The sequence below is a fragment of the Spiroplasma clarkii genome (assembly GCF_002795265.1).
GTDB lineage: Bacteria > Bacillota_I > Bacilli_A > Mycoplasmatales > Mycoplasmataceae > Spiroplasma_A > Spiroplasma_A clarkii.
The window spans coordinates 1,251,296-1,277,868 of sequence record NZ_CP024870.1; the positions used below are offsets into that span (position 1 = coordinate 1,251,296).

The window sequence follows — 26,573 nt, forward strand, 5'->3', positions numbered from 1 at the left end:
AACTTTAATTATATTTTAACAAAATAAACTTCATACTATATAAGTTTTATAAGAAAAAATTGCCAAATTGGCAATTTTATTGAAATTATTTTTTGTCAGGTTTTTTTAAACTTGGTTCTTTACCTTTTGCTTTTAAATTTGCTTTGTGCAATTTTTCTTCTAAAAATAAGATGCGTTCTCTTTTAAAGAAAGGTTCAGTGTATTTTTTATTAATTAAGTGTAAAATTCCTGGTAGTAAAATTGCCCCTGAAACTCAGTTTCCAAGTACTGAAGGTACTAAGTTAACTGCAAAGAAGATAAATCCTGTAGCTCCATTAATTGAGTTATAAATTTCAGCAGTTGCTAGTGCTCCTGCTCCACCACCCAATAAAGGAGTTGTCTCTCCTGATGCAAAGACGTTATCCTTCATAATATCCACAATAAAGATAATCCACATAAAATATGAGTTTGCAGGTGAATGTTGGTAACCACTCATTGCAAAGAAAACTATTGGGAAAAAGATAACCATCAAAGCAACAACTGGGTGTTTTGATGAATTTGTTAGTGGTAAAGTTGATGAAACCATAAAGTTACATAGCATTCCAGAAGCAAAAGCTGCTATTGCAGCAATCAGAATGACTTTAAATGTTAGTGCATGACCTTCTAGTAAACTATCTCCAACACCATACATCTTGTGCATTCCTAAATAGTAGGCTTGAACTACAACTGATTTGCCCCCAATTTTCATTTCTAAACCACCAGCTAAAATGAAAACAATAATAAATAATAAAGTTCCGACTCAGTTTCCTAATAAAACTCCAAAAATACCTTTTAAGTAATCACTGACTTTTATGGTCTTTTTAAACATTGGAATTGTTGAAACTACATGAGAAGTAAATAGTCCTCCTCCCAAATATGTGATTAAGATCAAACAACCTGGGAAAAATAATCCTAATAAGACATTGGCAAATCCACTACCAAAGGGTGTGGAATTAACTGCAACAATACAAGCAGTATATCCAAAGGCTAAAATTACTCCACCCAAAATTCCTAAAAGAATTTGGTTAAAAAATGTGTAGTGCATTTTATGAATTGCAGCTTTGAAACCTCCAAGTAATCCATCAACCATGAATCCATGACGTTCATCTAATAATTCATAATCCTCACTCCTCAATTGAGCAATTTCTGCCTCAATTTTTTTGATATTTTGATTATCCATAACTATAAAGCTCCTCTTTCAATGTTTAATCATATGTTTTGTTGATTATTTTGTTTGTCAATATTTTAATAAATTCAGTTAGTGAAACTGTAATTTGTTCTTCACTACCATATTTTCGGTAAGTGACAGTTTTTTCTTCTTGTTCTTTTTTTCCTAAAACTAATTGGAAAGGTATTTTTTTAACTTGAGCATCTCGAATTTTGTAACTTAATCTTTCATCACGATTGTCAATTCCAGCTCTAATTTTTGCTTGTTTTAATGCTTTTCAAACTTCATCAGCATAGGCTGCATTTAATTCTTCATTAACTGGGATGATTTCTACTTGTTTTGGAGCACATCATAATGGTAAAACTCCTTTGGTTTGTTCTAATAAAACAGCAATAAAACGTTCATAAGTTCCAATCAATCCTCTGTGAATCATAATTGGTCTTTCTTTTTCTCCAAGTGCATTAATAAATGCTAACTCAAATTTTTGTGGTAGTAAGAAATCTAATTGAATTGTAGAAACTGTAATTTCATGACCAATAGCAGTTCTAGCTTGGATGTCAAGTTTTGGACCATAAAATGCAGCTTCTCCAGGCATTTTTTTATAGTCAAGTTTCATTTCTTTTAAAACTTCTTCAAGTTCAGCCTCAGCATGATTTCACATTTTATCATCATCAAAGTATTTTTCTTTGTTTTTTGGATCACGCAAAGATAAAGATAAATAATCTATTTTAATATTAAATGTTGCTAAAACCTCTTGAATTAAGTTAAAACAACGAGCAAACTCAACTTTAACTTGATTTGGTCTCACAAATATATGTGAATCAGTCAATTCCATTGCTCTAACTCTCTCTAATCCTGTTAAACTACCTGATGACTCGTAACGGTGTTGTAAGGCATGTTCTGCAAATCTTAACGGTAAGTCTTTGTAACTTCTTTGTTTGTAATTATAAACTGAAATATGGTGCGGACAACTCATTGGTTTTAAAACCATTTCTTCTTTTGGTAATGCCATCGGGGCAAACATATCTTCTCGGTAATGATCTCAGTGTCCTGAAATTTTATAAAGTTGAGAGGTACCAATAACTGGGGTTTCAATTTGAATAAAATCATAATCAAACTCTTTTTCCATTAGATACTTTTTAATTTCTTGTTTTAAAATAGCTCCATTAGGTAATCAAATTGGTAAACCAGCGCCAATAATAGGATCTAAATGATATATTTCAAGGTTTTTGGCAATGAACTTGTGGTCACTTGCTTTAATTTCTTCTAGTTCTGCTTTTAACTGGTTTAAACGAGTTTCACTAGTTTCAGCAATTCCATGAATTCGGTAAGTGATTTCCCCACTGGCATCATCTTCAAGTTGTAAACCAGAAAGTTGAGTTAACTCAATTTTGAATAAACTTTTTGTACTTGGTAACAAAGCATTTCTTGCCAAAAAGATTACATCTCTCACTAAAACTGTTGGCATTTTAATATAATCTTTAGAATTCATATCAACTTTTGTATCAACATTAACACAGCCATCTGCTTTGACTTGTTTCATGTACTCTGCTTCATTGGCATCACCTGGATAAAAGTATTTAAAATCATAACCTAAACCAATGAAAGAGTTTGCTATTTCTTCAATTTTTTTTAAGTCTTCAAATTTAATTCCCTTGGGAGATTTAAAATAGGCACTAAACTCATGTTCAGTTAAGTCATCATCAGGCATCATTGGGTAACCTTCAGGGAAAACTGTTTTTAAAGCAAAAGTTGTTAGTACTTTAGCAGTATAGTTAATTGCTGTTTTGTAAAGGGCATGTCTTTCTGTGATTATTTCTAGTTTGCAATCTTTACTTAAAACTGCTCCATTAGGAACAATTTTTTTATTATTGATTACAGCTCCAATACAATTCTTTTTTAAACTGACTGCAATACTTTCAGCAATAGCTAAAACTGTCATTGGTTGTTTGAATTCTTTAACTTGTCCATCTAGTAATGTTATTTTCATCATTAATAGTTCCTTTCAATAATATAGATTTTACTTTTTTTATCTAAAATAACTATTAGATTATACAACAAAATTATCTTGAATAGAAAAAATTTTAGATAAATGCTCTAAAAATAGACAGTTTTTAGAAGAAATTCATTTTTTTTTCATAAATCAAGACAAAAAACTTATTTAACTAAGTCAAGTTCTTATTCATTTTAAGATCTCTTAAAACATAAAACTAAAATGATTAGATTAAAAAGCTAATCTTAATGCCTCAATTCATTTCTCTAATAATCTAGTTTTACTTAAAAACTTACTTCAAAAATTCTTAAGTGGTATGCAAAAAAACAGAAACTTAAAAGCTCCTGTTTAGAGGTTGAAATTTAAATTTTAAAAATAAATAAATTTAGGAAATCTAGCTACTATCATCAAAAATAGCAGATATTTAACCTTTTTCTATTTAAACTTGCTTATATTATTTCAAATAATTCAGTGCTGTCAATAACATCTACATCAATTGTAACAGGTTGAACATCAGCAACATCAGATGAAACTGTAATTGTTGCATCACCTTCAGCTACTGCAACAATTGTAAATTTACCATCAGTTTGAGTTGTGTCTGCTGAAATTTCTACTGCATTATCACCTGAAGTGATAGCAACAGCAATTGAATCAAGTTCTGCAAAGTTTGCAATAGTAAATTCTTTTGTTGAAGTACCATTTAAGTCTAATTCTACATCACTATCATCTAATTCAATAACAAGGGTATCTAATGGAGTTAAAATGTCTGCAACTGTAAATTCTGCATCATCACCAGTAACTAGAGTATATCCTTCTGCAAGAGTGAATCCAATGTTTGCAGTTGTTTCTATGGTAGTATCTCTAGATACTGTTCAAGTAGCAACCTCAACAATTGTTTCATCACCATTTAATAATGATTGTAATGCAGCAACTGCCATTGATGGTTTACCATCTAATAAAGCATCAACTTTGCCTTTGATGCTATCAGTAGTAACTGTGGTATCTGTTTTTTCATCTTCTCCACAAGCAACTACAGCAGATCCTGTGCTGGCAACTAAGCCAGTTGCTGCTAGTAATCCTAATAATTTTTTCATATATTTTTATTCCCTTTCATACATGTAGCATAATATTATGCCTAAAAATTATTATACATATATTTTCGTTGTTTACAACACAAAAAGTGTTAAAGTTGAAAATAAATCCGTGTGTTCTAAGTTAACTGGAATAAATAAAAACTATTCAAATTGCTTTGAATAGTTTCAAATATCTCTCCTTTAAATTGAATTTGCAAAGATAAGTGTTTCATTTACTTATTCTACTATTAAGACATTTTTCAGAGTAAAAGTATCTTCTCCTTTTAAAACGTAGCCTGGTCTTAATTTAACAGTTACCAAAACATCAGCTAATCCAAGACCTTTTTCGCTAGCAGTTAAACTAGCCACTCCTATAAAATGGAAAGTGTCATCTAAGTATTCTTGAAATGAGTTTATGTCACTAAACCCAGAGCTAAAAACAAGTCTTTTATCAATAATTGTTTTAAGACCTGAAGATGCAATTTCTTGTCCTGTTTGAGTCTCTTTGACTGTTAAGACATTTTCAAGACTAAAAGTTGCTTCACCAACTAAAACGTACCCTGGTTTAAGAATAATGGTTATGTTTACATCAGTTGATTTTGGTGCTTGTTCACTTACTTCCAACCTTTCCACTCCAGAAATAGTTATGTTATCTAATCGTCATTGTAGTTCATCAATGTCATTGAATTTGTTGTTGTTAATTGCAAGTGAAGTAATAGTTTTAATAAAATCAATAGTAATTTCTTCTGGTTCTGGTTCAATAGTTTCTTCTACTATTAAAATGTTTTCAAGTCTAAAAGTAGGTTCACCCACTAAAATATAGCCTGGTTTAAGGATAATAACAGCATTGACAACCATCGATTTTAATGTTTGTTCACTTACTATCAAATCTTGCACTCCAAAAATATTTAAGTTACTTAAAAATTCTTGTAATTTAGTAGTATTTTCAAACTTTTTTGAACCAATTTGTTCTAAAACACTATTTCTAACAGTGTCACTGTTGATTTTAAAATCTTCTGTGTCCGGAATTGAGTTATTGAAAAGATCAGTAACTGTAAATGTTGGTGCTCCAACTAATTTATAAAAATCTAAAACCTCAACTGCCACAGTGGCAGTTGTTGGATCTGTTTTGTCAATTGTAGCAGTTAAACTAGCAATTCCCTCAATATTTGCTTGAACCAAAGTTAATAAGTTATTTAACTGTGTTTCAAAGTCATTAGTAAAAACTTCATAATTTTTACTTGCTTCAACTAAAGCTGTTTGAATACTTGCTGTACTAACTTCTGCAAAGACTTCCACATTAATACCAATTCTATCACCAAATGAAGCTACTTCAATTCATGTTCGTCCTGCAGTTAACCCAGTTATTACAAAACGCCCATTAGCATCAACACTACTTACTGCAGCTACCTCCTCATCATTTGAATGAATTTGGGTTTCACCAAGATTAACTAAATTTGCAATTGTAACTGCTTTTGAGTTATCCATAGCAGTTACACCCAATCTTACTGTTTCTTCAGAAAAATCTAATTCAATTTCTGCAATACCTCCAGCAACTTGCCCTAAATTGTTGTTGCATGCAACAACAGCAGATCCTGAACCAGCAACTAACCCTGTTGCTCCCAGTAATCCTAATAATTTTTTCATATATTTGCCCTCCATATATGTTTTCGTTTTTTTACCTACATATATTATACACTTTTTTGTGTATTTTACAACAAATAAGTGTTATAATTAATTGTAAAAATTTTGTTTATATCTTATTAAAGATTAATTTATGCCTTACTCACATTAAAACTCTAAATAACAAGTCATTAAGTAAAAAGCAGAAACATAACTGTTTCTGCTTACAAAATATGCAGTTGTTAAAGGTTGTTGAAACTATAACTTACTAAAATAGCTGTTTTAAATACATTTAATAACTTTAAGTTATTAAACTCTTTAATTCATTTTCAATGCTTCTTGCAAAATTATCATAGTCTTCACTAGCATCAATTAAGGCTGTTTTGATGATCTTTGTATTAATAATACATGTTGTTTCAAGAGTTCTATCTTCTAAACCTATTGAGATCTTATCAAAATTCACTGATCTTGAAAGTAAAGGATTTAAACTATGTTCTTTAGTTAACCCTAATGCAAGTCCCTTTTCAAGCAAACTTAGCTCACTAATTGAAATTGCCCCCTTTACTTCATTACTTTCACATAAAGTTTGTTTAACTCCTGTACTTGCAACTAGCCCTATTGTTGCAGGTAATTCTAATAATTTTTTCATATATTCACCCTCCATATATGTTATAATTAATTATCTTTAATATTATACACTTTTTTTGTGCATTTTTCAACATATTCAAAAAGTAAGAAGTTGACGATTGTCAGCTAATAAATTTATAAAATAAAACAGTTTTCTTTACAATGCTTGGTTTAATTAAGGTGATGTATAAAAGTCTGGATTAAACTAGGTGTTTTAAAATAATAAAAAACTGCCCAAATAAATTTGGACAGTTTAAAAAATGTTTACTATAAAATTAATACATTATTTAATTGTATTAATCAGCTTCAATATCAGTATCTAAAACACCTTCAAGTGTAAATGTTAGTGCTCCAACTAATACATAGTTTTCTTCATCAATTGTAATGGTAACAATTGCATCTCCTGATATTTCATCTTCTACTGCAATTAAGCTTTCAACTCCATCAATAGTTATACTTGCTAGTTCTTCATTTAGCAATTCAATAGTAGCAAATTTTGCACCATCAATTTGTCCAACAACTTCTGCACTAATATCCTCAGATGAAATTTCAATTTTATTACTTGGTTCAGTTACTTCTAATACACCTTCAAGTGTAAAAGTTGTAGAACCAACTAAAGTGTGAGTACTTGCAACTGTTATAGTAACAATTGCATTCCCTGGTGTTGTGTCTGCTACTGCAACTAAACTAGTAACTCCATCAATTTCAATTGCTGCTAGTGCTGCATTTAACAATGTAAGATCAGCGAACTCATCTTCACCTTCAAGTTCTGCTTTAACAGCTGCTTCAATGCTTTCACTTGAAATTTGTTCTTTTGATGAGTCAATTACATTTACTGTAATTTCTACAGACTCAACATCTTCAATATCAGAAGTAATAGTAACAACTGTGTTACCTTCTTGAACTGCTATTAATGTAAATTTACCTTCTTCACTAACTTTAACTTGATTTACTAAAACAACAGCTGGATTTGCTTGTGCAATATTTAGTTCTCCTAAGTCTGCAAAGTTTACAATAGTAACTTCTTTTTCATTTTCTCCTGCATCCACTGCAGTACTAATATCTAGTGTTACTGTATTTGATGTAAGATCTAAATCAATGGTAACAACATCTGGAGTGTTTTCTCCACAGGCAACTACTACAGATCCTGTACTTGCAACTAACCCTGTTGCTGCAAGTAATCCTAATAATTTTTTCATATATTTTATTCCCTTTCATACATGTAGCATAATTTTAATTTATGCTTAAAAGTATTATTACATTAATTTCCGTTATTTGCAACACAAAAAAGTGTTAACTTTAAAATTATACTCATTTGTTTGAAACTAAGTGATATTAAATGAAAAATGCCTCATTGGGTTTGAGGCATTTTACTAGTATTTTTAAAAAACTCTAATTGCTATTAATTAATATATCAACTAGTTCAAATGAATTAAAATCTGGGGAAATTCAATAGTTTTCATCAACATCAATGACAATCTTTGCATTATTTGTCCCCATTTCAGCTTCTGCAAAAAAACCAAAGACCCCAACAATTAAAGATTTTACTTCATTAAGTTTCTCTTGCAATAAGTCTATTGAAGCAAACTTTTCTTGTGCTAAAATTTCTAAGACAACAATTTCCACATCATCAGTTTCAAGTGTTATTGGACTATATACATTAAACATAATAAAAATGTTATTACCATCAAACATATAACCTTGTTCAAAATCAATAGTTAAGGTTATCATTCCAGCCGCAGACCCTACTTTAACATCCCAATCAATAACTTTGTCTAGATGAAATTGATCTGGAGACTGTATCATTGGTTCAGTACCTAAAATTTCAGTTAACATTAATGTCACCCCAAAAAAGCCAGTTAAAGCATCTTTTTCAAATTCTTCTTCTAGTCAAGCTCTAAATTCACTGGCTCTAATTGTAACTGATTGAATCTCAATTTCTATAACAAATCTGTGGGTAATTATCCCTGTCTCAATAAATTGATATTCATTATTTAAAGTTATAACAATTTCATAATCATCAGCCTTATTATTTAATATAATTGATTTTACTGAGTCAAAATTAGATTTTAAATCAGCAAAATAGTTTCTAGCCTCATTGAAACTTGCAAATGTAGTTAAACTGGTTTTAATTGCATTTTCAAGACTTTGACTATCAACAAAATAATTTGTAATTGCATCTTTTATTTCAAAAGTCTTGTCTTCTTCATCAAGAGTGTAACCTTCAACTAGTGAAATTGTTACAACTACATCTGTTAATGAACCTTCCTTTAAAACTGCAGTCAGGTCTTCCAAACCAGTAAGTTTTACAGATTTTAATCTGCTATTTACTTCTGCTAAATTTTTAGATTTTTGTAGTTCCTTAACTGCAGTAACTATTGTGTTCTTGGTAATTGCTGATGCTGTTACTTGTTCACATGCAGTAACAAAATTTAAACCTGAGGTCACTAAACCTGAGGTTGCAAGCAATCCTAATAATTTTTTCATATCTTTTATCCTCACTTCATTCGTATTTATTTAAATACCAATAGATTATAACACTTCTCTTGTGAAAAATTTAGATAGAAAAAACCTCACATAATGTGAGGTTTTTAGGTAGCAAATATATCTATTTGCTATAATTTTTTTATTACAAAAGTGTGTAAAATGAAATTATGTGATTAACTTTACTTATTAGTTGAACTAGTGAATACACCTTGTAATGCAAGTGGTGAAGGTGTATTCTTTACATAACCATCAGCAAAAATTAACTCCAGCTGAACTAAATTAGGAACCTGTGGATGAATTGAAAGTGAAAAGTCATCCACTTTGTTTAAATGAAATTCAGGTGGTGAAGTTATTGTTGAATTTTCTCCTAAAATTTCATTTAGTTTTGCTTCAACTTCTTCAACACTTGTTAGTTCATATCCTTTAAGTTCTGTAATAAGTCAACTCTGCAGGTCTGCATGTATAATTGTCACTGAATTAATTGTAAGAGCAATTTCAAATGAATGGTTTTTTACATCTTCTATATCAATAAATTCACTATAATCATTTAAAGTGATTTTAATTGTATACTTTTCACTATCTTCTGTTAATAATATAGTTTTTACTGAATCAAAATTCGATGCTAAATCTGAAAAATAAACTCTGGCTGCACTGAAACTTTCAAATTCAGTTTCACCATCTTTAATTGTTGTTTCCAATTCTTCACTATCAACAAATAAAATAATTGCATTTTCTACCTCAAAAGTATCAATTCCTTCATTAAGAGTGTAATCTTCAACTAATGAAATTGTTACAACTACATCTGTGGTAGAATCAGCTTTTAAAACAGCAGTTAGACTTTCTAACCCTTTATGTGTTATTGAACCTAATTTCTCATTAACTTCATCTAAGTCTCTTGATATTTCAAGTACTTCTACTTTTGCAATGATCATATCTTTTGAAACAATTTTACTGTCAATTGCATTTTCTATCTCAAAAGTATCATTTTCTTCATCAAGAGCATAGCCTTCAACTAGTGAAATTGTTACAACTACATCTGTGGTAGGTTCACCTTTTAAAACAGCAGTTAGACTTTCTAACCCCTCAATTTCAATCTTAGCTAATGCTGCATTTACTGCTTCTAGATCATCAAGATCTTTAACTTGTGCAGTTGCAGCAATAATTGAATCTTTTGTAATTGTTGTATCTTGTTCTTCCCCACATGCCACAACAACACTTGAGGTTGATGCCACTAACCCAGTAGCAGCTAACAGCCCTAATAATTTTTTCATATTTTTTATCCCCGATATTATTCGTACAAATTTAAGTACTCAAAGATTATAACACTTATTTAGTGAAATGAGTAATATTTAAGAATTTTCGTTATTGTAGACACTGGGGGTTTTAAAAAAATACAAAAAAACATCTAACCAAATTGTTAGATCTTATCTAAAAACAATTTAGTTGAGATGTAATTAAAATTAAATAATTGTGATTTCTTTGATTTCTTCATTTCTCACAAATAAAATTTTGTCACCTTTTTTAGCTCCTCATGATTTAGCAACTTCACAAATTGCTTTTTCATCTCCAAGGAATTTATCAAAATCAGTAACTCTATTCATAAAGATTGAGTGTCAAATCCCAAAACTTGTTCATAATTTTGGATCTGCACTTACTCCTAAAATAGTAACATTTGGTCTAAATTTTGAAATAGTTTTTAACAGTTCTCCAGTTCTTGAAGCTACCACTGCATATTCATATTTACCATCTTTTGTTGAAGTAGCAAGTAAATCTGCAATATTAGCTCTTTTACCACTTGTAGTTTTACGAGCAATTTCTAGTTGTTTTTCATAGTATAATTTACCATAAAATTCAATTTCAGCACGTTTGTTAATTGTTGACATAGTTTCAGTAGTGATAAATGGGTATTCACCATTTGCTGATTCTCCACTTAACATTGTAGCATCACTTCCCAATTCTGTGGCATAATACACATCAGTTACTTCGGCACGAGTTGGTTGGGGGTTGTCTGTCATTGATTCTAGCATTTGGGTTGCTACAATTACTTGTTTACCTTTTTCACGACATTTTCTAATAATTTGTTTTTCTCAGTAAGGTACTTCAAAGTAAGGGATTTCTAACCCTAAGTCTCCACGAGCTACCATAATTCCATCTGAAGCATCAATAATTGAATCAATGTTATCAATCCCAATTTGAGATTCAATTTTTGAAATAATTTGGATGTGCTCAGCATTGTTTTCTTTTAAAATTTTTCTAATTTCATTAACATTGTCAGCTGAGTTAACAAATGAAACTGCAATGTAATCAATACCTTCTTTAATTCCAAATTTAATATCGTTGTAGTCTTTTTCTGCTAAGAAAGGTAGAGTAAAATCAACTCCAGGTAAGTTAACACGTTTATTAGTTTTTACTAAATTAGTGTTAAAAGCTTTACATAAAACTAACCCTGGTTTAACATTTGTAACATACATAGTTAGTTTTCCATCATCAACTAAAACAGTGTCCCCAACTTTAACGTCTTGAGACATGTCATATGACATTTGTAGTTCATCTGCTCCACATTCTCTGCTAGCAAAGTCAGCTGGATTTGTGTAAACCTTTACTTCTGTTCCTGCTTTAATTTCTTGTTTACCATCTTTCATTTTTCCAACTCTAATTTCAGGACCTTTTGTATCTAATAGAATTGAAATTGGTTTTTTGATTTCTTCTCTAAGTTCTTTTACTCAAGTAAATCTTGCTCCATGTTCTTCAAAATCTGCATGAGAAAAGTTTAATCTAACTGTTGTCATTCCTTTATCAAATAGTTCTTTAATTGCCTCTTTTGAGTGCACTGAAGGACCAATTGTTGTGATTAATTTGGTTCTTTTCACTTTGTCTTTTAAGTTATAAATCTTCATAATTTGTCTCCTTTAATATTCAAAAAAATTATATCATTTCCTCTATTTGAATACATCCAAATCTAGAAAAAAAAGTGTTTTCAAGTACTTTATTTAGCTAGATTAAAAGAATTTAGGGAAAAATTTCAAATCTCAAAATTATTTTAAAAAAAATAAGGTTTTAAACCTTATTTTCTAAACTTTAATAACTTTAATTTCATCATTTTTAACCATTAAAATTTCTTCGCCTTTTTTAGCTCCTCATGAGCGAGCAATTTCAGCAGCTAGTTGTTGATCACCTCAAACTGCATCAATTTTTTGGGTACGATCCATAAAGATCGAATGTCATGAACCAAATGCGGTTCACAATTTTTCATCTTCACAAACTCCCAAAATAGTAACATTTGGTCTGAATTTTGAAATAGTTTTTAACAATTCTCCAGTTCTTGAAGCAACAAGTGCATACTCATATTTTCCATTTCTGGTTACATTGGCTAGTTCATCAGCAATTTCTGCTCTTTTACCTGAAGAGTTTTGGCGAGCCATTTCTAAGGCACGATCATAATAAACTTTTCCATAAAAACTTACTTCTGCTCTTTTGTTAATAGTGGCCATTGTAGCAGTTGTAATATATGGGTAAATTCCAGCTGCTGATTCTCCACTTAACATTGTAGCATCACTTCCCAATTCTGTAGCATAATACACATCAGTTACTTCAGCACGAGTTGGTTGCGGGTTATCTGTCATTGATTCTAGCATTTGGGTTGCTACAATTACTAGTTTACCTTTTTCACGACATTTTCTAATAATTTGTTTTTCTCAATAAGGTACTTCGTAATATGGAATTTCTAACCCTAAATCTCCTCGAGCAATCATAATTCCATCTGAAACATCAATAATTTCAGCAATATTTAGTAAACCAATTTTTGATTCAATTTTTGAAATAACTTGAATATGGCTTGCTTTTTCCTCATCTAAAATTTTTTTAATATCTAAAACATTTTGTGCAGTGTTTACAAATGAAGCTGCAATATAGTCAACTTTAACTTTGGCCCCAAAACGAATGTCTGAGATGTCTTTTTCACTCAAGAATGGTAATGAAAAGTCGACTCCTGGTAAGTTAACTCTTTTGTTTGTTTTAACCACATGACTGTTAAAGGCACGACAAATAATTAAACCACTTTCAACATTAGAGACATTTAAAGTAAGTTTACCATCATCAACTAAAACAACATTTCCTGGTTTTAAGTCAACACTCATGTCATAAGAAACAGTTAATTCACCCTCCCTACATTCACGATTGGTATAATCATTTGGAGTGGTAAAGATTTTGATTTCAGCTCCGGCTTGGATTTTTTGAGAACCATCAAACATTTTTCCAATTCTAATTTCTGGACCTTTTGTATCCGACATAATTGAAATTGGTTTTTTTAGTTCTTCTCTTAATTCTTTTGTAAAATCAATTTTTGTTAAATGTTCTTCTTGAGAACCGTGTGAAAAGTTTAAACGTACAACATTCATTCCTGATTCATATAATTTTCTAATTGCTTCTTTTGAATTTGTACTTGGTCCAATTGTGGTAATAATCTTTGTTCTTTTAATTTTTTGTTCCAATTCACTTGGTTCATAAAATTCAAATTGTTTCTTTTCCATAAATATTCCTCTTTCATATTTCTTAAGCTTTATTAATAGCTCTAAGTGCTAGATATTCTTTAGTTTTATCTACTCTTGGTGTATTTAAAGTTGAATCGATATCACGTGCTACTAATTTGTTTTCACTCATTCCAATGTAAAGACCACCTTTACCTGCAATGATTTGTTCTACTGCAAACATTCCAGCAGTAACTGCTAAATAGCGATCCATAGCTGATGGGGTCCCTCCTCTTTGGACATGACCTAAAACTGTAGCTCTAGTCACATAACCTGAAGCTGCTTCAATTTTCTTAGCCAATTCATGAGCACTTGGATAAATTTTTTCAGCAATTGCTACAATTACACTTCTCTTGCCAGCTTCTGCTAAACGTTTAACTTCTTGTGCAATTTCTTCTTCTGATAATAAACTTTCACTAGTAGAAAATACCTCAGCCCCAGTGGCTGTTGCTGCATAAAGAGTTAAGTCTCCGCAACCATTTCCCATAATTTCTACTACTGCACAACGGTTGTGTGAGTTCATTGTGTCTCTAATTGCATCAATTGAGCGTACCACAGTATTTAGTGCAGTATCAAAACCAATTGTATAATCTGATGAAACTATGTCGTTGTCAATGGTTCCTGGTAAACCAATACAGTTGATTCCCATTTTGGTTAGTTTTTCAGCTCCTTGGTAACTGCCATCTCCACCAATAACTACTAGTGCTTCAATACCTAGTTTTTTTAAGTTATCAACACCAACTTGGCGAACCTTTTCATCTTTAAATTCAACAAAACGAGCAGATCCAATTACTGTCCCTCCCCGTGCCATAATTTCAGATGCAAATTTAATGTTAACTTCTTCAATTCAGTTGTTAACTAATCCCTTGTATCCTTCACGAATTACATATGGTGTAATTCCTTTTGAGATAGCTGCTTTAATTACAGCAGCTACTGCAGCGTTCATTCCAGGTGCATCTCCCCCAGAAGTCAAGACTCCAATTTTTTTAATCATATTTAAATGCCTCCATATACATTGATTATATAACATTCTTATTTTTTCTTTAAAAATATTCAAAGAAATTCAGCAAACTTGTATAGTTTTTGTGAAGATTTTTCACTAAAAAAGCCCATAACTAAAGATTGCTTGCTACAAAATAGAGCTTTTACAAGAATCTTATGATAATTTACAAATTTATTTTAAATGAAAATCGATTAAATGGCTAAAATTATCCTAGTTTAATTTACTTGGCTTGCCTTAAGCAAGGTTTAAAAAACTAGTACCAACAAATGGTACTAGTTTTCATTTTTAAACTGTATTTAACTTACTTTAACTATCATTTTCAGTCTTTTAATTTTGAAGTATCACAAACTGCAACATATGGTAGATTACGCAAGCGTTCTTGGTAATCTAAACCAAAACCAATTAAAAATTCATTTTTAACTGAAAATCCATATCAGTCTGCTTCAATTGGAACTTGTCTACCTTCTGGTTTATCTAATAAAGTGACTACTTTAACATCTCTAGCACCTTTAAATAATAAATATTTTTTTACATAATCTAGGGTGTTACCTGAATCAATAATATCTTCAACAATTAAGATGCTTCTTCCTTTAACTGAGATATCTAAATCCAAATTAATTTTTGGTTCTTCAGATTGTTTGGTTCCTCCCAAATATGATGAAACCACCATATATTCAGTCATACATTCATAAGTCATGTACTTTAAAAAATTTGCCATAAAAGGAATGCAACCTTTTAGAAGTCCAATTAAAACCACTGCGTTTTCTTTAACTTCTTGACCACGATAGTATTCTGAAATTTCTTCAGCAAGTTCTTTACTTCTTTTATCAATTTCTGTTTCATTGTGTAAAATTTCTTTTACAAGTGGGTGTTTGTTCATTATTATTTTCTCCTTATTTTACTTGTTTTGTTGTAAAAATGTTTCTAAAATCAATTGTGCTGCCAATTGATCTTTATTTGCTTTTTGTTTTTTACGACTTAAATTTGCTTCAATCAAGATTGCTCGTGCAAATCTTGTTGTTAAGCGCTCATCAATTTTTACCACCTTTTCAGTTGAAACTTGGCAAATTTCATAGAGTTGAGTTAAAAACTCTTCAACCATTTTTACTCTATGACCAATTGAACCATCCATATTTTTTGGATATCCAACTATTATTTTTTTATAACTATTATTTTTTAAAAATTCATTAAATTTTTCAGAAGCTTCAAGAAAATTGTTCTCTGTAAAATTTATGGTCGAGTGAGTTTTGGCAAAATACCCCTCACTAACTGCAATCCCAATAGTCTTGCTCCCAACATCTAGTCCAATGAATTTAGCCATTCTCTACCTCTTTTAATCTTTTATTGGTCTTTACTTGATAAAAGATTTTTCTTACAATTGATTTTGTGAATATAACATATAAACTACAAATCAAAGTTGCAAATAACACATCTGATAAAAAATGTCTTAAATACAAAAGGCGCGACAACCCCGTAATGGTTGCAAGTACTCCAATAATGATTTGTAATGTTAGAAAGTAAATTTTTTGTTTTTTGGTGTCTTTTTTTAAATAAAACATCAAGCCAAAGCAAGAAATTGATCCCATTGTATGTCCAGATGGAAAACTAGTACCTCGCTTTGTACTAAAATTAATTTGAAAAGTATATTTAAAGTCATAGCCCTCATTAAATACTTGTAATGGTCTTGGTCTTCCAAAAACTATCTTACATAAACCAATGGTTGCAAGTGAGAGAATAACAAATGTTAAACAAAATAAGGTTTTTTCTAGTAAACGAACTTCATCCAAAGGTTGTTTAATTATTTTACTAGTAAATAAAGTTAAGCTTGTGAGAATGATTGTGATTATTGTCACTAAATACATAGTGATTGCAGCAATTAGTTCAGTTAAAAAATCAGTAACTGCTTTATAAAACCAAACTCTGTCAATTGTTAAATAAACTGATGCCCCCAAGAAAACCAGGTTATAAAAGATAATAATAGTAATTTTTAAACCTCTGGCAAGATCTGTTTGTTTGCTAAAAGCAAGTTTTATTAAGGCTAATAAACCAACATAAATTGGCACAGCAACAATATAACTCCCATAAATTGCAAAAATTTCATTTAAGACACTAGTGCTATGATTAATTTCTTTTGCAACTATGAACTTTGAAATAGCTAAATCAAAAACAATTGCTAAGGTAAAAATGCATGTAAAGCCCACTCCAAAAATAATTCAAAATATTAAATTGTTTTTGCGTTGTTTGAAAATCATGACTTCACCTGTTTATATTTTACATTAAAAAACTCTGCCATTGTGGCAGAGTTTCATTAAGTATTTATTTTTTTAAGTTATAAAATGATTTTAATCCATCATAAATTGCTGCAACACCTAATTCAGCTTCAATTTCAATTAATCTATTGTATTTTGAAATTCTATCAGATCTTGACATTGAACCAGTTTTAATTTGTCCAGTATTTAGAGCAACTGCTAAATCAGCAATTGTTGTATCTTCAGTTTCACCTGAACGGTGTGAAACAACTGCAGTTCAACCAGCTTTTTGAGCCATTTGAATTGTTTCAATAGTTTCAGTAAGAGTACCAATTTGGTTTAATTTAATTAACACTGAGTTGGCAGCTTTTTTCTCAATACCTTCTGCTGTAATTTTTGGATTTGTCACGAATAAGTCATCTCCAACAATTTGGATTTTGTGTCCCATTGTTTTTACTTGGTTTTGGAATCCATCTCAATCAGATTCTGCTAATCCATCTTCAATTGAAATAATTGGGTATGTATCAACTAATTTATCTAAGTATTTAACCATTTCATCAGTTGACATTGAAAATTCTTTACCAGTAATTGCTTCAATTTTTTTGAAGTTGTATTTACCATTTTTGTATAATTCTGAGTTGGCACAATCCATTGCAATCATAATTCCATCTTTACCTGGTTTGTAACCTGCATTTTTAATAGCTTCAACCATTAAATCTAAAGCTATTTCTGCTGGTGATTTTGCTTTGAAAGCTTCTAATGTTTGTTCTTTGTAAGCTCAGTTAAAGTGAGGAGCAAATCCACCTTCATCTCCAACTGCAGTAATATCATGTTTATCATGTAATAATTTTTTCAAGGCTTGGAAAGTTTCTGATGCTCATCTTAAAGCTTCTGAAAAACTTGGTGCTCCAACAGGCATAATCATAAATTCTTGGAAGTCAATTGCACTATCTGCATGTTCTCCTCCATTAATTACGTTTAGCATTGGTACAGGTAATCTTCTTGAGTTTGTTCCACCAATATATCTGTATAATGGTAATTCTAATTCATTTGCTGCTGCTTTTGCAACTGCAAGTGAAACTCCTAAAATAGCATTTGCTCCTAGGTTTTTTTTGAAATCATCACCATCTAATTTACACATTAATGTATCAATAGCAACTTGTTCAGTAACTTCCATTCCAATTACTTCTGGTGCAAGTTTTTCATTTACATTAGCAACGGCTTTTAAAACACCTTTACCATTAAATCTTTTTTTGTCACCGTCTCTAAGTTCTAATGCTTCTCTTGAACCAGTTGATGCTCCTGAAGGAACTTTTGCTGATCCAAACCCACCAAATTCAGTTTGTACTTCTACTTGAACTGTTGGGAAACCACGTGAATCTAACACTTCACGTGCAACAACGTTAATAATTTTTGACATATTTGTATAATCTCCTTTTACTTTTATATAATAACTCTTATTTTATTTAGTTTCTATATTTTTGTTAAATTTTATTAATTTAAACCATTGTTATCAAAACAAAAAAGGACTAAATGTTATCAAAACAAATTTGGACTTGATTATAATAATAAAGGAAATCAGGGAATAAAAATGAAAAGAAATTATAGAGGTAAAAGACAAATGAAAACCAACAAACATATACAAGATATTATTAGGGAGGCTGCTTTATCCAGGGATAAAGCAGCCAAAAGAGAACTTTTGATAAAAAGTGGTGGTAGTAGATCATGGTTTTATGATGCCATTAAAAAATACAAAGAAATTGGTGAGGCCTTCTTTATCCACAAAAATAAAAACAATAAGCATGCTCAAAAGCGAACCCATATGCAAGCACTAGAGATTAGCAGGATTTTTAGGGATGAGTACTTAAACTGTAATTTTAGGGATTTTATGCGCTATTTAAAAGCAGATAAAAGATATGACTATCAGTGGGTGAGTTATTCATATATTTACAATATTTTAAGATCTAAAAATCATTGCTCAAAACTGGCACATAAAAAAACTATCAAATTGTTAGCAAAAGAAGAAGAGTTGAAAAATAGACCTCAAAGTCTACTGGTTCCCTCCTCAGCTACAGAAAGAGCAAAAGAAAATATCCATATTGCAAGGCCAAGAACCCAAAGGCGTGGTCATGTTGTTGAAGCTGATGCTACATTTTGAAGATTCAGTGATGAGGAGATTTGGGCATTGCATGGTTATATTGATGAGGCAAGTGGAGAGGTTTTAGGATTATATTTTGATCATCAAGAAACTACTGAAGGTTATTTCAATGCTTTGAAACCGGTCTTAAAAAATTATGGGACTTTTGAAGTGCTAAGAACTGACAAACGCAGAACTTTTTGGAGTGAAAAAAAAGAATCTTCGCCCGAAGATTCTCGAATTCAGTTTGCATTTGTAGCTAAAAACTTAGGTATTGACATCCAATCATCAATTTCACCACAATTCAAACCAAGGATTGAAAGGCTCTGAAAAACCATTAAAGGTACAATCACTACCTTTATGGAACAAAATAAAGTCACAAATATTAATGAGGCCAATCTAGTCTTACCAAAATTTGTTGAGTATTTAAATAATCATGTTGTAACCCTTCAAAAAGATTTTACTACAAATTCATTCAAAAAATTTGAGGGAGATCTAAATATTATTTTGGGACACAAATCAATTAGAGTGGTTGCAAGAGATCTAACTGTTACCTATGAAAAGAAAAAGTACTTTATATGCAATTTCACAACACCATTAAATATACCTAGACGAGAGATTATGATAATTCAATGTTGTGATGGTAACCTTATCGCATCACTTGGTGATAACTATTATAGTATGATTGAATTTGATAATGAAATGCTCTACAAATCAAAAGTTGTTCTTGAAAATGAAGGAGTGAAACCTGAAGATATGCCACAAAAAATTAAAAACAACTCTGTCTGAGCTCAATCAAACTTTATCTTTTTTAAGAAAAAATACTCAAGTTGATATAAAAAGCACTCCTATTAAACTAGCAATTTATTAAAAGTTGTATTAAAATTACTAAAAGTCCAAATTTGTTTTGATAGCTACAATATTTTTGTTAAATTTTATTAATTTAAACACAAAAAATAGACTATTTTGCTAATAGTCTATTTAAAAAGTTCCTTTAATTGCTACCTTAATCCAAATCAAAAGTAAGATCAACAGTTATTGGATCTTGACTAGACAAACCTTGTCCAGATTCTAAAAGAGCTGCATATTTTTGACGATTTACAACACTTTTTCCATTTGTGACTTGGTCAATTTTCAAGTTAACATCAACCCCATTTAAAAAGCCTCCATTAAAACCAACTCTGTTCACATTGTTATTAATGTAAACTACCAATCTTTCACTTAATTCTTCAATAACTTCTTGATAAAGTTTTTGTTCACTATAATATTTCTCATATTCAACTACTAAAGTTTGACGAGTTGAATTTTCAAATGCTTCACTTACTTGTTGGTTGTTTGCATCAATTGGAGTGTTGTAAACATAAATTAATTCATCTTCATAATCTGTTTCAAAACCATCTTTTTCTTCAAAGTCTACTTTGATAACATAGTTGATGGTTTTAAAATCATTAACTCCATCCTTGTCTTCATCAATTGTGCGGATTACTTCATTATTTCTTGAATCATCATAGAAATAATAGTAATCTCGCACTGAAATTGTTCCTGGAATTATGTGTTTAACATTATTGTTTTTGACTGCCTCTTCTAAAATTGCTTCAATTTTTGAATCCAAGTCTTTTAAAGTTGTAATTTCTTCATAATTAATTTGTTTAATTGCTGCTAACAGCTCTAATTTAATATCTGGGTTACTAAAAAACAGTTCACTAGTATCTGGTTTACATGCTAGCACACTTGAAGTGCCAGCTGCTATGAAACCAATACTAGAAAAACTTGCTAAAATCTTTTTCACTTTCATTCCTCCCTTAGGGGTACATTTATATTATATAAAAAATACCCAGTTAAAACCTGATTATTTAAAATTACTCTCATTTTTTTCTTTAATTATTAAAAATTTTTAACTATTTAACTCTGACCTTTGTTTTGTTAATAGTGTTAAATTATGAGTTATTAAAACTATTATTTTATCAGTATTAAAACTTTTAAACTTTTCATAAATTGCAGAGATATAATTGTTATCCAAGTTGCTGGTTGGTTCATCTAATAACACTAAATTTGCCTCCTGATAGAAAGTTTTTGCTAATAGAACTTGTTGACGTTGACCACCACTTAGATTGGCAACTTGAAGCTGTAATAAAAAGTCTTCAATTTGTTCAACTTGTAAATTTTTTGGTAAAAAATCAATGAATGTTAAAGCTTCTAGTAGACTAGTTTGGTTAATTGCTAAACTTGTATACAAAATATTTTCAAGGACTGAACAATTAAAGAGAAGTTTATTTTGATCTAAGTAAGCCACTTTTGAGAGATAACTCGACTTGTCTAGATCTTTTATCAAAAATTGCTGGTTGACAAGTATCTGCCCAGTATCGGGTTTAACAAAATTAAGCAATAATTTAAATATTGTTGATTTTCCATAAGCATTTTGTTCATTAATTATGTATAAGTTATTCTTTTCAAATTTAAGATTTAAATCAGTTAATACTTTGGTGTTAACTTCATCTTGATAAGTAAAACTAACATTTTTAAATTCAATGGAAGCAATTGCAGCAATAGTTTTTTCTCCAAAACTTAAATCTGCTGGTTCTTGTTTGTTTAAGTAAAAACTTAATTTGTTAAATCCAGTGACAGCATCCAAGTAATGTGGAATAATTCTGATTGTTTGAATAATTGGAGTTAGTAAATTAATTACCACCATCAGATAAATTGGTAAGATTAAATTTAAGAAAATATAATCATTTGGGTATAAAAATGCCACTAAAATAATAATTGAAATTTGTAAAGTCATTAAGAGCAAAATTACTACAGTCATTAACAGTGCTGATACAGAGACTGTTTTTTTATCCTCTGATGAAAGTTTAGTTTGTTGAAAATTTTGAAGCTCAAAATTTTCAGTTCCATTAGCTTTAATCAAGTTAAAATTATTTAAATGATTAACTAAATTATGGTTTTTCAAATAGGTTTTATCAATCAGTCTTCTTTTAGATTTCAAAGTATAAAAGAGCAACAAGCCTAATGGAATAATAAACACAACACTTGCAAGCAGTAAGTAGAGAGTTAATTTTGTTTTTATGAAGAATAAATAAACTGCACTACCAATAAAAATTAGAGAAAAAGAAATTATACTTGTCACTACTTGATCAACTACTTGAGCAATTTTATTTGACTCATTGATTATTTTGAGAACCTCAAGTTGTAGATTATTTTTAGAATAGAAGTAATAATTTTGATTTAACAAATAAGTCAAACCTTGTTGACGCAAATTTAATTCATATTTTTTAGCTAGAATTGTTAAAAAATAATTTTGAAAATAATGAAAAATACAAGTAATTACAAATAAACCAACAATAACATAAATTGTACCTATCCAATTAAATTTTAAACCTAGAAAAGTTGTTTGAAAATTTAAGGAATTTGCAATCAAATCTTCTATTCCGGGACTATTTGCTTTAAAACTTGGTCCAGTGTACTGTAAGTTATTAATTCATTCTTGTTCTTCTAAAACAACATTTAGAAAATATGAACTAAAAGATTTTTCATGTGTGCTTAATAAAATTATCTTAGCAATATTTGGGGCAAAGATTAGTTTAATCATTTCTGCTGTAAAAATTGGGATAAAGATTAGAGATAAACATGAAATTAACTGAAAAATAAACACTAAATAAATTGATTTACTTTTTAAACTGAACCACAAAAAATTATTTATTAAATTTTTACTTGTTTTAAATTTATTCATGATCACTCCTTGATTCAGTTTAAGAATTTTTAAATCTTATATTAAAAATCACCTGTTAGCACAGGTGATAGTGAATGAAATTATTTAATGTCTCATTCAATGGCTTTGCTTCATTTAGAAGTAAGATTTTTAAACTTAGTTGCTTGGTCTTTAAATTGACTTAAAAAGTCAAGTTTAGTAATTCCATCTGAAACATAATTTGCAAGTGATAAATTAGCTGGTAAAGATGACACAAAATAATAGTCATTTAATTCTAATCTTCTATCTACTATTTCTTGTGGTCAATTCTCATAATCCATAAACTTAAATGACATTGGCACAAAGTATTTCAATTCTTCTAATTCTTGATTGACATCATTGTTTTCTTCATATGAAGCTAGTAATTCTTTATAATAACTAGTTTCAACAACTCATTCACTATAATCAACAACCATATCATCAAATTTTTCAATTTGTTCAACAAAAATTTCTTCACTTTCTGCTAGTTTAAAATCTGTAAATTTAGTATCTATTTTATTCACTAAATACTCAACAAATGAGTATTTTGAAAGAATAAACTCAGTACCTCTAATAAGTTCAGTTTGCTCATCTTGACTTAGTTCAACATCATTATTAATAGTTATAGTGTTATCGTCATTATAAATACCTTTTCAAATGCATCTCCAAGTGCCTCACTCTTAATAAGTTCATGAAATTCATTAAGAAAATGTTCTTTAGCCAGTAAAGCTACACTTGAATATTGATCCCATGCTTTTTCTTCTTCTGATTTTTCTGTTGGACCACATGCAATTGCATTAGCACTTGTGGATGCTACTAGTCCAATTTCAGCAATAAATGTTAATAATTTTTTCATATATTTTCTCCTGTTTCCTTTTTTATTATAATAATTTCGTTAGTTTTCAAGATAATTTAATTTTTTTCTAATATTTTTATATAATTAATAGTTGTCTTAAAACAACTATATTATATTTGGTTTAAAACCTATAATTATTAGGTTTTAATAGATACACTAAACATTCATAAAAAATCACTTGTGCTAACAAGTGATTAATTGGTGAAATTTTTACTATAAACGTCATGCAAAGGTTCCTCTTCATTTAGAAGTAAGATCCTTAAAATTGGCTGCTTCATCTCTAAGTGAACTTAAAAAGTCAAGTTTAGTAATTCCATCTGAAATTACATACACATAGGCTAAATTTATTGGCATAGTAAGTACCAAATAGTTATCATTTAGCTGAAGTTTTTTATCCTTTATTTCTTGTGGTCAATCTGAGTTATTTATAAAATCAAATGACAATGGATCAAAATCATCTAGTTCACTTAATTTAACATAAATTTCTGAATCATCCCCATTCCCAATTTGATTTTGAAGACTTTTATAATAATCAGTGTTTTTAACTCAATCACTATGATTTGAAAGTTCTTCAGAAAACATTTTTCCTTGATTGCTAAAAGTTTGTTTGTCTTCTGCGATTTTATAGTCTGTAAATTTAGTCTTTACTCTATTTAATAAATACTTGGCAAATGTTTGTTTAGAGAGAACAAATTTAGCTCCATCTGTCAACTCAACTTTTTCAACAGTATCTAAATTAGCATTATTGTTAACATTAAGTTTCCCAGTCTCATCATTATATTCAAAGACTTTTTGAAAAGCATTGCTTAAAGTTTCACTTTTAACAAAACTCTCCATTTCAGTTATCACTTTATCTTTAAATAACATAGCTATGCTAGAGTATTTTTCTCATTCTTTTTCTTCTTCTGTCAATTTATCACCACAAGCAATGACATTAGTGCTTGTGGAAGCTACAAAACCAGTTGCAGCAAAAAATGCTAGTAATTTTTTCATATCTTTCTCCTACTTTCAATTAAATTATAATAAGTTTTTCGTGTTATATCAAGAGAGATTATTAATAATCCTAGTATTTTCATTAAATTGCTAAATTGCTTTGAGTAATTGTGCTTTATTTGACCTTTAAAGGTGAAATTTATAATGTTAGCTTCAAAAGTATAATACTTTCAATTAAAAAAAATGACCCAACTAGTGTGGGTCATTTCTGTGTTGTTTTCTTTCATTTGTACTTAATCATTTTTTTCTTAAACGAACATCATCAGGTGTAACCTCAACCAGTTCATCTCACTCAATAAATTCTAGGGCTTCTTCTAAAGTGAATTTTCTTGGTGGAGTTAACTTAACTGAATCATCACTTCCTGAGGCACGAGTATTTGTAAGTTTTTTACCAGTAGTTGGGTTCACTTCTAAGTCGTTATCTCTTGAATGTAACCCCACAATCATTCCATCATACACATTAACTTGAGGGCCAACAAACAAAATTCCTCTTTCTTCAAGGTTATTTAAAGCATAAGGTAAGGTAACTCCATTTGCCATAGAAATTAAAACTCCATTGATACGACCATCAATTTTACCTTTATAGTCTTCATAACCTAATAGAGATTTAACCATAACCCCTTCACCTCTAGTGTCATTGATAAACTCTGATTTAAAACCAATTAAACCTCTTGTGGGCACAATGTAAGTTACTTTATCTCTAACTCCATCACTGTGCATATCTGTCATGATTCCTTTTCTTAAATTTAGTTTGTTAATTACTGTTCCAGCATATTCAGAAGGAACATCAACAATGACTTTTTCCATTGGTTCTAATTTGTTGCCTTTTTCATCAACTTTAAAGACAACTTCTGGACGAGAAATTCCTAATTCAAACCCCTCTCTTCTCATTGTTTCAATTAAAACTGAAAGGTGTAACTCACCACGACCTAAAACTTTAAAACCATCAGCAGATGAATCTGTTAGTGCTTCCACTTTTAAACCAACATTTACTTCTAGTTCTTTATCTAAGCGCTCTTTGATATTTCGAGTAGTAACATATTTACCAACTTTACCTGCAAATGGTGAAGTGTTTACTAAGAAGTTCATACTCATGGTTGGTTCTTCAATAATGATTGGTGGTAAGGGTTGTACATTATTTGGATCACAAACTGTATCACCAATTGTTAAATCACTAATTCCTGAAATAACCACAATTTCACCAGCTTGTGCTTCTTTAACTGCGACTCGTTTTAAACCTTGATAAATAAACAACCCTGAGATTTTTCCTCTAGTGACTGTTCCATCATTTTTTGAAATTGCTACTTGTTGACCATCTTTTAAAACACCTTTAAATAATCTTCCAATTCCTAGTCTCCCAATAAATGAATCATAGGCTAGTGAAGAAATTTGCAACTGAGTTGGTTCTGCCACTAACTCTAATGGGTAATTACCTACTTGTTTGATAATTGTTTCAAACAATGGTGCTAAATCATTGCTAGGTTCAGTCATTGAATATTGAACTTTTCCTTCTCTAGCAGTCCCAAATAAAGTGGGGAACTCTAATTGTTGGTCGTTGGCATCTAGTTCCATAAATAGTTCTAAAACTTCATCAACAACATCAAGTGCTCTTTGATCTTTTTTATCAATTTTATTAATTAATAAAATTGGTTTTAAACCAAGTTCTAAGGCTTTTGACAAAACAAAACGAGTCTGGGGCATTGGTCCTTCAGCTGAATCAACAAGTAAAATAACTGTGTCAACAGTTTTCATAATTCTTTCCACTTCACTTGAAAAATCAGCATGGCCTGGGGTATCTACAATATTAATTTTGTATTCCCCATACTCAATAGCACAGTTTTTTGAGTAAATTGTGATTCCACGTTCTCTTTCTTGGTCATTACTATCCATGACTTGTTCTTTTACTTCTTCATTTGCTCTAAATACTCCAGATTGACCTAAAAAAGCATCAACCAATGTTGATTTACCTGCATCAACATGGGCAATTACAGCAATATTTATAATTTTTCTATTCATAAGTTACTTCTCCTAAAAATTTGATAACAAAAAAATCATACCAAATTTTAATACTAAAAGATACAAAAAAATGCTAA

General features: G+C 30.0%; 22 protein-coding genes. 1 reads left to right on the forward strand and 21 read right to left on the reverse strand.

The features are described from left to right. Nucleotides 1-85: 85 nt before the first annotated feature. From SCLAR_RS05700 to eno, 15 genes are all read right to left on the reverse strand, one after another. The gene (locus tag SCLAR_RS05700) at nt 86-1,198 is read right to left on the reverse strand and encodes a formate/nitrite transporter family protein (RefSeq protein ID WP_169921860.1); all 1,113 of its coding nucleotides are present in this window, start codon (nt 1,196-1,198) and stop codon (nt 86-88) included. A 25-nt stretch (nt 1,199-1,223) separates the two neighbouring features. Next, nucleotides 1,224-3,179, reverse strand: coding sequence for a threonine--tRNA ligase (thrS, locus tag SCLAR_RS05705; RefSeq protein ID WP_211277547.1), 1,956 nt, complete (start codon nt 3,177-3,179; stop codon nt 1,224-1,226). Between the two features lie 449 nt (nt 3,180-3,628). Continuing rightward, nucleotides 3,629-4,273 carry a lipoprotein gene (locus SCLAR_RS05710; protein WP_100254970.1) on the reverse strand — a complete coding sequence of 215 codons (645 nt, stop codon included), beginning with the start codon at nt 4,271-4,273 and terminating at the stop codon, nt 3,629-3,631. A 216-nt stretch (nt 4,274-4,489) separates the two neighbouring features. Then, nucleotides 4,490-5,899, reverse strand: a complete 1,410-nt coding sequence (locus tag SCLAR_RS05715; RefSeq protein WP_100254971.1) for a lipoprotein — start codon at nt 5,897-5,899, stop codon at nt 4,490-4,492. Between the two features lie 277 nt (nt 5,900-6,176). Next, nucleotides 6,177-6,524 carry a hypothetical protein gene (locus SCLAR_RS05720; RefSeq protein ID WP_100254972.1) on the reverse strand — a complete coding sequence of 116 codons (348 nt, stop codon included), beginning with the start codon at nt 6,522-6,524 and terminating at the stop codon, nt 6,177-6,179. Nucleotides 6,525-6,798: 274 nt separating this feature from the next. Then, a complete protein-coding gene (locus tag SCLAR_RS05725) occupies nt 6,799-7,701 on the reverse strand; it encodes a lipoprotein (protein WP_100254973.1) in 903 nt (300 codons plus the stop codon). A gap of 193 nt (nt 7,702-7,894) precedes the next feature. Beyond that, entirely contained in the window at nt 7,895-8,989 is a 1,095-nt protein-coding gene (locus tag SCLAR_RS05730) for a hypothetical protein (protein ID WP_100254974.1), read from the reverse strand. A gap of 179 nt (nt 8,990-9,168) precedes the next feature. Next, nucleotides 9,169-10,260 carry a lipoprotein gene (locus tag SCLAR_RS05735; protein ID WP_100254975.1) on the reverse strand — a complete coding sequence of 364 codons (1,092 nt, stop codon included), beginning with the start codon at nt 10,258-10,260 and terminating at the stop codon, nt 9,169-9,171. Between the two features lie 189 nt (nt 10,261-10,449). Further along, entirely contained in the window at nt 10,450-11,886 is a 1,437-nt protein-coding gene (gene pyk, locus SCLAR_RS05740; RefSeq protein ID WP_100254976.1) for a pyruvate kinase, read from the reverse strand. A 174-nt stretch (nt 11,887-12,060) separates the two neighbouring features. Then, a complete protein-coding gene (gene pyk, locus SCLAR_RS05745; RefSeq protein WP_100254977.1) occupies nt 12,061-13,518 on the reverse strand; it encodes a pyruvate kinase in 1,458 nt (485 codons plus the stop codon). Nucleotides 13,519-13,540: 22 nt separating this feature from the next. Next, a complete protein-coding gene (pfkA, locus tag SCLAR_RS05750) occupies nt 13,541-14,509 on the reverse strand; it encodes a 6-phosphofructokinase (RefSeq protein WP_100254978.1) in 969 nt (322 codons plus the stop codon). 319 nt (nt 14,510-14,828) lie between these two features. Next, on the reverse strand, nt 14,829-15,398 hold the full coding sequence (gene hpt / locus SCLAR_RS05755; protein WP_100254979.1) for a hypoxanthine phosphoribosyltransferase: 570 nt from the start codon (nt 15,396-15,398) through the stop codon (nt 14,829-14,831). A gap of 18 nt (nt 15,399-15,416) precedes the next feature. Further along, on the reverse strand, nt 15,417-15,839 hold the full coding sequence (ruvX, locus tag SCLAR_RS05760) for a Holliday junction resolvase RuvX (RefSeq protein ID WP_100254980.1): 423 nt from the start codon (nt 15,837-15,839) through the stop codon (nt 15,417-15,419). Next, entirely contained in the window at nt 15,832-16,770 is a 939-nt protein-coding gene (locus SCLAR_RS05765) for a phosphatase PAP2 family protein (RefSeq protein WP_100254981.1), read from the reverse strand. The genes ruvX and SCLAR_RS05765 overlap by 8 nt, the downstream gene beginning before the upstream one ends. Before the next feature lie 64 nt (nt 16,771-16,834). Further along, a complete protein-coding gene (gene eno / locus SCLAR_RS05770; protein WP_100254982.1) occupies nt 16,835-18,187 on the reverse strand; it encodes a phosphopyruvate hydratase in 1,353 nt (450 codons plus the stop codon). 171 nt (nt 18,188-18,358) lie between these two features. Here eno and SCLAR_RS05775 point away from each other — a divergent pair, with 171 nt between their 5' ends. Further along, complete coding sequence (locus SCLAR_RS05775; RefSeq protein ID WP_100254164.1) at nt 18,359-19,759, forward strand: DDE-type integrase/transposase/recombinase; 1,401 nt, start codon at nt 18,359-18,361, stop codon at nt 19,757-19,759. Between the two features lie 151 nt (nt 19,760-19,910). On the opposite strand, the gene SCLAR_RS05780 is transcribed toward SCLAR_RS05775, so the two are convergent. The 6 genes from SCLAR_RS05780 to typA all read right to left on the reverse strand — a co-directional run bounded on the left by SCLAR_RS05780 (nt 19,911) and on the right by typA (nt 26,496). Next, a complete protein-coding gene (locus tag SCLAR_RS05780; protein WP_100254983.1) occupies nt 19,911-20,693 on the reverse strand; it encodes a hypothetical protein in 783 nt (260 codons plus the stop codon). A 105-nt stretch (nt 20,694-20,798) separates the two neighbouring features. Beyond that, nucleotides 20,799-22,634, reverse strand: coding sequence for an ATP-binding cassette domain-containing protein (locus SCLAR_RS05785; protein WP_100254984.1), 1,836 nt, complete (start codon nt 22,632-22,634; stop codon nt 20,799-20,801). Between the two features lie 80 nt (nt 22,635-22,714). Then, nucleotides 22,715-23,155, reverse strand: a complete 441-nt coding sequence (locus tag SCLAR_RS05790) for a hypothetical protein (RefSeq protein WP_100254985.1) — start codon at nt 23,153-23,155, stop codon at nt 22,715-22,717. 98 nt (nt 23,156-23,253) lie between these two features. After that, nucleotides 23,254-23,487 (reverse strand): lipoprotein, encoded by a 234-nt coding sequence (locus SCLAR_RS05795; RefSeq protein ID WP_100254986.1) that lies wholly within the window; start codon nt 23,485-23,487, stop codon nt 23,254-23,256. 213 nt (nt 23,488-23,700) lie between these two features. After that, nucleotides 23,701-24,480 (reverse strand): lipoprotein, encoded by a 780-nt coding sequence (locus SCLAR_RS05800; RefSeq protein ID WP_100254987.1) that lies wholly within the window; start codon nt 24,478-24,480, stop codon nt 23,701-23,703. 192 nt (nt 24,481-24,672) lie between these two features. After that, nucleotides 24,673-26,496, reverse strand: coding sequence for a translational GTPase TypA (gene typA / locus SCLAR_RS05805; protein WP_100254988.1), 1,824 nt, complete (start codon nt 26,494-26,496; stop codon nt 24,673-24,675). Nucleotides 26,497-26,573 lie beyond the last annotated feature (77 nt).